The organism is Streptomyces hirsutus, from assembly GCF_001418415.1.
GTDB classification, from domain to species: Bacteria; Actinomycetota; Actinomycetes; order Streptomycetales; family Streptomycetaceae; genus Streptomyces; species Streptomyces hirsutus.
In genome coordinates, this window is record NZ_LIQT01000487.1 from 1 (window position 1) to 5423 (window position 5423).

General features: G+C 72.7%; 5 protein-coding genes and 1 riboswitch. Of the genes, 4 read left to right on the plus strand and 1 reads right to left on the minus strand.

The window, feature by feature from the left end; all coding sequences use genetic code 11:
- The 3 genes from AOK11_RS31955 to AOK11_RS31965 form a co-directional block, all read left to right on the plus strand.
- Positions 1 to 785: M16 family metallopeptidase (locus AOK11_RS31955; RefSeq protein WP_167353859.1), on the plus strand; the 785-nt coding region annotated here is incomplete at its 5' end.
- Positions 786 to 1043: 258 nt separating this feature from the next.
- Positions 1044 to 1206: riboswitch (cyclic di-AMP (ydaO/yuaA leader) on the plus strand.
- A gap of 12 nt (positions 1207 to 1218) precedes the next feature.
- Positions 1219 to 1992: a M23 family metallopeptidase gene (locus AOK11_RS31960; protein WP_055597185.1), complete on the plus strand. Its 774-nt coding sequence runs from the start codon at positions 1219 to 1221 to the stop codon at positions 1990 to 1992.
- 257 nt (positions 1993 to 2249) lie between these two features.
- Positions 2250 to 2972, plus strand: coding sequence for a GntR family transcriptional regulator (locus AOK11_RS31965; protein WP_055597186.1), 723 nt, complete (start codon positions 2250 to 2252; stop codon positions 2970 to 2972).
- A 212-nt stretch (positions 2973 to 3184) separates the two neighbouring features.
- Here the strand turns inward: AOK11_RS31965 and AOK11_RS31970 are convergent, their stop codons facing one another.
- Positions 3185 to 3466 carry an HPr family phosphocarrier protein gene (locus AOK11_RS31970; protein ID WP_042172977.1) on the minus strand — a complete coding sequence of 94 codons (282 nt, stop codon included), beginning with the start codon at positions 3464 to 3466 and terminating at the stop codon, positions 3185 to 3187.
- Between the two features lie 224 nt (positions 3467 to 3690).
- Here AOK11_RS31970 and AOK11_RS31975 point away from each other — a divergent pair.
- The coding region (locus AOK11_RS31975; RefSeq protein ID WP_240497567.1) for a GNAT family N-acetyltransferase at positions 3691 to 5423 on the plus strand (1733 nt) is incomplete at its 3' end.

A 5423-nucleotide genomic window follows, 5' to 3' on the forward strand; every position in this document is an offset into this window, starting at 1 on the left:
AGCACGTCCGCCCCGCGACCGCCACCACGGTGGTCGTCGGCGACCTCACCGGCACCGACCTGGACGAGCTGCTCGGCGACACCCTCGGTGCCTGGACCGGATCGGCCGCCCAGCCGCGGCCCGTTCCGCCGGTCGTCGCCGACGACACCGGCCGGGTCGTGATCGTGGACCGCCCCGGCGCCGTGCAGACGCAGCTGCTCATCGGCCGCGTCGGAGCGGACCGGCACGACCGTGTGTGGGCCGCGCAGGTGCTCGGCGCCTACTGCCTCGGCGGCACCCTCACCTCCCGGCTGGACCGCGTCCTGCGCGAGGAGAAGGGCTACACCTACGGCGTACGGTCGTTCGCCCAGGTTCTGAGGTCCGCCCCGGACGGCACCGGCGCGTCGCTGCTCGCCATCAGCGGATCCGTCGACACCCCGAACACCGGACCCGCCCTGCAGGACCTGTGGACGGTGCTGCGCACCCTCGCCGCGGAGGGCCTCACCGACGCCGAACGCGACGTCGCCGTGCAGAACCTGGTGGGTGTGGCGCCGCTCAAGTACGAGACCGCCGCAGCCGTCGCCGGCACCCTGGCCGACCAGGTGGAGCAGCACCTGCCCGACGACTACCAGGCCGAGCTGTACCGGCGGCTCGCCGCCACCGGCACCGTGGAGGCGACCGCGGCGGTGGTGAACGCCTTCCCGGTGGACCGTCTCGTGACGGTGCTGGTCGGCGACGCGGCGAAGATCAAGGAGCCCGTCGAGGCGCTCGGCATCGGCGAAGTCGCCGTGGTGGCCGCCGAGTAGACGGCCCGTCAGCGACCGGAATGCCGCGGGGAGGCAGTCTGCTGCGAGGGCCCTGCGGACACCCGGCGGAGCGCACCTGCGCGTGGCCCTGGTGACGTGAAAGTCACCAGGGCCCGCTTATGCCCGGATTGGGGTGGGAGATGCCTGTATGCCCTGTGGGATGCGCTACAAAAGCCGGGATTCGTTTGGGAATTGAAACGTGTCCCGCTTAGCTTCATGCGGTCTGTTCGTCGGGCAGTGCGCCGCACCCGCGGCACCGGACAGTCATCGCCGAGTCCCCCTACGGCGCGAGCCGGGGGAGCCGGGGACCCAACCGTCCCTGGGGTGAATCGGACGCCCGCGCGTGTCGCGAGGGGGCCCGTAGGAGACCTTCCTGCTCCGAACCCGTCAGCTAACCCGGTAGGCGAGAGGGAAGGAAAGGACCACCCTGTACATGGCGTTCACCCGCGCCCCCGGGAAGCACCGCCGTCCCGGCCGCGTGCATCGCGGCACCGCCAAGGTGGCGGGCGTCGCGGCCCTCACCACCACCGGTGTCATCGGCTCCCTCGCGGCTCCGGCGCTCGCCGCCGAACCCCTCGCGGAACAGACCGGCCTCACCCCCGTGATCACCCTGGGCGACGAGGCCGCCGCCCAGGTCGACGCCCAGGCGGCCGCCCAGCACGAGGCCGCACGCGAAGCGGCCCAGGCCGCCGCCCGCGAAGCCGCCGAGGAAACTGCCCGGGAGAGGGCTGCCGAGGAGGCCGAGAGGGCCCGCGAGGCCGAGGAACGCGCCGCGCGGGAGGCCGAGCGCAAGCGTCTCAACACCTTCGTGTCCCCGATCGCGGGCTCCTACGTCTCGACCGATTACCTGTCCGGCGGCGCCGTCTGGTCCTCCGGCAGCCACACCGGTGTCGACTTCCACGCCGCGAGCGGCACCCCCGTGCTCTCGGTCGGCATGGGCACCGTCGTCGAGGCCGGCTGGGGCGGCGCCTACGGCAACCAGGTCGTGATCAAGATGCACGACGGCACGTACACCCAGTACGGCCACCTGTCGTCCGTCGGTGTCTCGGTGGGCCAGCAGGTCGCCCCGGGACAGCAGATCGGCGTCTCCGGCGCCACCGGCAACGTCACCGGCGCGCATCTGCACTTCGAGGCCCGCACCACCGCCGAGTACGGCTCCGACATCGACCCCGTCGCGTACCTCCGCGCGCACGGCGCGAACCTCTGACCGGGCACGTACCCCCCGGCCTCCGGACGCACCTCGACGTCCGCGTGATCCCCTGACACCGCGGGTGTCCGCTTTCCGTGGAATGGCCCCGGACCGCTCTGCGGGCCGGGGCTTTCGAGGTTTCCGGCGGGCCGCCCGTTGTCCAAAAAACGAACATGATTTCCGGCTCGCCGTCGGAAATTCCCGCGCGTTGCAATAGAGTCACGGAACAGGCGTCGCCCGTTGACGTTATGCGGGGATTAATTCGGAGGTCGGTCATGCGTATTCCGGCGCACTCGGTGTGCACGGCGATCCGGGACGACATCGTCTCGGGTGTCTACGAGCGTGGCGGCCGGCTCACCGAGGAACTCCTCGCCCGCCGCTACGGCGTCTCGCGCGTCCCCGTCCGGGAGGCCCTGCGCACCCTGGAGGCCGAGGGCTTCGTGGTGACCCGGCGCCACGCGGGCGCGTGCGTCGCGGAACCCACCGAGCAGGAGGCCGCCGACCTGCTGGAGATGCGGCTGCTGCTGGAACCGCTCGGAGCCTCCCGCGCCGCGCAGCGCCGCACCGAGGCCCACCTGAAGGTGCTGCGCGGCCTGGTCCGGCTGGGGCAGGAGCGGGCCCGCCAGGGCCACAGCGACGACCTGCGCTCCCTGGGCGGCTGGTTCCACGAGACGCTCGCCCAGGCGTCCGGCAGCCCGGCGCTGACGTCGACGCTGATCCGGCTCCGGCACAAGATCGGCTGGATGTACGAGGTGCGGGGGACGAGGGACCCCGCGGAGTGCTGGGCGGAGCACGGCGCGGTCGTGGACGCCGTGGTGCGCGGGGACGGCGAGCGCGCGCGTGCGGTCATGGCGCTGCACACCGAGCGCGCCGCCGCCGCCCACCGCCTGCGCTTCACCGCCGGGGCCGGCGGGGCCGAGCGCGCGGACCGGACGGCCCGCGCGGAGGGCGTGAGGAACTCGCAACATCCCGTAAACACGCCGAGCCTGCGCTCTTAACACGGGTGCCGTATACAAAAGGGAGCGCGATTCCAAGGCATTTCTTGCTGTGCGCGAAAAGGGAAAGAGAAAGGCCCGCCCGGTGATTCGGGCAGGCCTTTCGGTGGTGCGGGTCGGTATCTGTGAGCCACAGAGCACCGTAACCATCAATTGAGGAACCCGGACGGCGCGCAACCGGTTCCGCGAGAGCGGCGCCGGCTCAGGCGCAGAAATCAGACGGTTTCGGGGAGCTCCTCGAGACCCTCGGAGACCAGCTTCGCCAGCCGGTCCAGGGCGGCGTCGGCCCCCTCGGCGTCGGAGGCGAGGACGATCTCCTCGCCGCCCTGGGCGCCCAGGCCCAGAACGGCCAGCATGGAGGCCGCGTTGACGGGGTTGCCGCCGGCCTTGGCGATCGTCACCGGGACGCCGGTGGCCGTGGCGGATCGGACGAAGATGGAGGCGGGGCGGGCGTGGAGGCCCTCGGCCCAGCCGACGTTGACGCGGCGCTCAGCCATGTGTTGCTGCCCTTCGGAGTTCAGGTTGTCTAGACCAGTTTCCCATATGGTGAACCATGTCGGGGAGCGGCCCCGGAGGCGGTGCCGGGAGCGGCCCCGGAAGTGGTGCCGGGAGCGGCACCCGCTCACGCTCCCCGTCGGCACCCGACCGCGGCCTCGGTCCGGGCCCGTGCCCCGCGGACTGCCTCGCGCCGTCACCGTACGCGAGCCGTACTCTGGGGGCCATGCAGACCTCCTCGGACCGGCATGAGTACCCCGCCCACTGGGAGGCCGACGTGGTGCTGCGCGACGGAGGCACCGCGCGCGTACGCCCCATCACCGTCGACGACGCCGAGCGTCTGGTCAGCTTCTACGAGCAGGTGTCGGACGAGTCGAAGTACTACCGCTTCTTCGCGCCCTACCCCCGCCTGTCGGCCAAGGACGTGCACCGCTTCACGCACCACGACTTCGTGGACCGGGTGGGACTCGCGGCCACCGTGGGCGGTGAGTTCATCGCCACCGTACGCTACGACCGGATCGGCCCCGACGGAGCGCCCGCGTCGTCGCCGGCCGACGAGGCCGAGGTCGCCTTCCTCGTGCAGGACGCCCACCAGGGCCGGGGCATCGCCTCCGCCCTGCTCGAGCACATCGCCGCTGTCGCCCGGGAGCGCGGCATCCGCCGGTTCGCCGCCGAGGTGCTGCCGGCCAACAGCAAGATGATCAAGGTGTTCACGGACGCCGGGTACACCCAGAAGCGCAGCTTCGAGGACGGGGTCGTCCGCCTCGAGTTCGGCCTCGAACCCACCGACCGTTCCCTGGCCGTGCAGCAGGCGCGCGAGCAGCGCGCCGAGGCCCGCTCGGTGCAGCGGCTGCTCGCCCCGGGTTCGGTCGCCGTCATCGGTGCCGGCCGCACGCCCGGCGGCGTGGGCCGCAGCCTCCTCGACAACATCCGGGACGCCGGATTCACCGGCCGCCTGTACGCCGTGAACAAGGCCCTCCCGCCGGAGCGGAAGGAACTCGACGGAGCCGCCGGGGTGCCCGCCCACCGCTCGGTGCGGGACATCGACGGCCCGGTCGACCTCGCCGTCGTCGCGGTGCCCGCCGACGACGTCCCCGAGACCGTGGCCGAATGCGGCGAACACGGGGTGCAGGGGATCGTCGTCGTGTCCGCCGGGTACGCCGAGGCGGGCCCCGACGGCCGCGAGCGCCAGCGCGCCCTCGTCCGCCAGGCCCGCTCGTACGGCATGCGGCTCATCGGACCGAACGCGTTCGGCGTCATCAACACCTCCCCGGAGGTACGCCTGAACGCCTCGCTCGCGCCGCAGATGCCGCGGCCCGGCCGCATCGGCCTGTTCGCCCAGTCCGGAGCCATCGGCATCGCCCTGCTGTCACGGCTGCACCGGCGCGGCGGGGGAGTCACCGGTGTCACGGGCGTGTCCACCTTCGTGTCCTCCGGCAACCGGGCCGACGTCTCCGGCAACGACGTCATGCAGTACTGGTACGACGACCCGGACACCGATGTCGCCCTGATGTACCTGGAGTCCATCGGCAACCCCCGCAAGTTCACCCGCCTCGCCCGCCGCACCGCGGCGGTGAAGCCCCTGGTCGTGGTCCAGGGCGCCCGTCACGGCTCCGGACCCCGCGGGCACGCCGTGCGCGCGACGCGCCTGCCCCACGCCACCGTCTCCGCGCTGCTGCGGCAGGCCGGGGTGATCCGGGTGGACACCATCACGGAACTGGTCGACGCGGGTCTGCTGCTCGCCCGGCAGCCGCTGCCGTCCGGACCCCGGGTGGCGATCCTGGGCAACTCCGAGTCCCTGGGGCTGCTCACCTACGACGCCTGCCTCGCCGAAGGGCTGCGCCCGCACCGCCCGCTGGACCTCACCACCGGGGCGTCGCAGGTGTCGTCGGCCAGTGCCCGGGACAGCGCCGCGTGGAAGTCCGCCGCCGACGCCCCGGTGGTGAGGTCCAGCGGGCG

Coding starts and splice junctions, on each gene's coding strand:
- AOK11_RS31970 (WP_042172977.1), bottom strand. CDS start 3,466: ATGGCTGAGCGCCGCGTCAACGTCGGCTGGGCCGAGGGCCTCCACGCC.
- AOK11_RS31965 (WP_055597186.1), top strand. CDS start 2,250: ATGCGTATTCCGGCGCACTCGGTGTGCACGGCGATCCGGGACGACATC.
- AOK11_RS31960 (WP_055597185.1), top strand. CDS start 1,219: ATGGCGTTCACCCGCGCCCCCGGGAAGCACCGCCGTCCCGGCCGCGTG.